Annotated in this window: 1 protein-coding gene; it reads right to left on the bottom strand. The window is 45.0% G+C overall.

Features of this window, described 5'->3' with window-relative positions; genetic code table 11:
- The coding region (locus SB659_RS19940; RefSeq protein WP_410551672.1) for a hypothetical protein at positions 1–258 on the bottom strand (258 nt) is incomplete at both ends.

Below are 258 nucleotides of genomic sequence, written 5' to 3'. Positions count from 1 at the left end.
CTGCTCCTGGCCAGTATGCGCGATTACTAGCATGAACTTGGCATTCGCATCGAAAACTGCACGCTCAATATCAGCCTTTCTTGCACGAATCCGATCGTTTAACTGATCCAAATCATTGTCTAAAACCTTTCTCACACCTTCAATAAACTTGAGGATATCACCGAGTTCAATCGAGCCATGCCCGTCAGCATGCCACTTTGTTTGAACTAGATAGAGTGTTCGATCTTTGGGATCGAAATAGATGAGATCAATGCCCCC

The organism is Arthrobacter sp. SIMBA_036, from assembly GCF_046535135.1.
GTDB lineage: Bacteria > Actinomycetota > Actinomycetes > Actinomycetales > Micrococcaceae > Arthrobacter.
The sequence above is the reverse complement of the archived record's forward strand: the minus strand, read 5'-3'. Positions and strand labels throughout refer to the sequence as shown.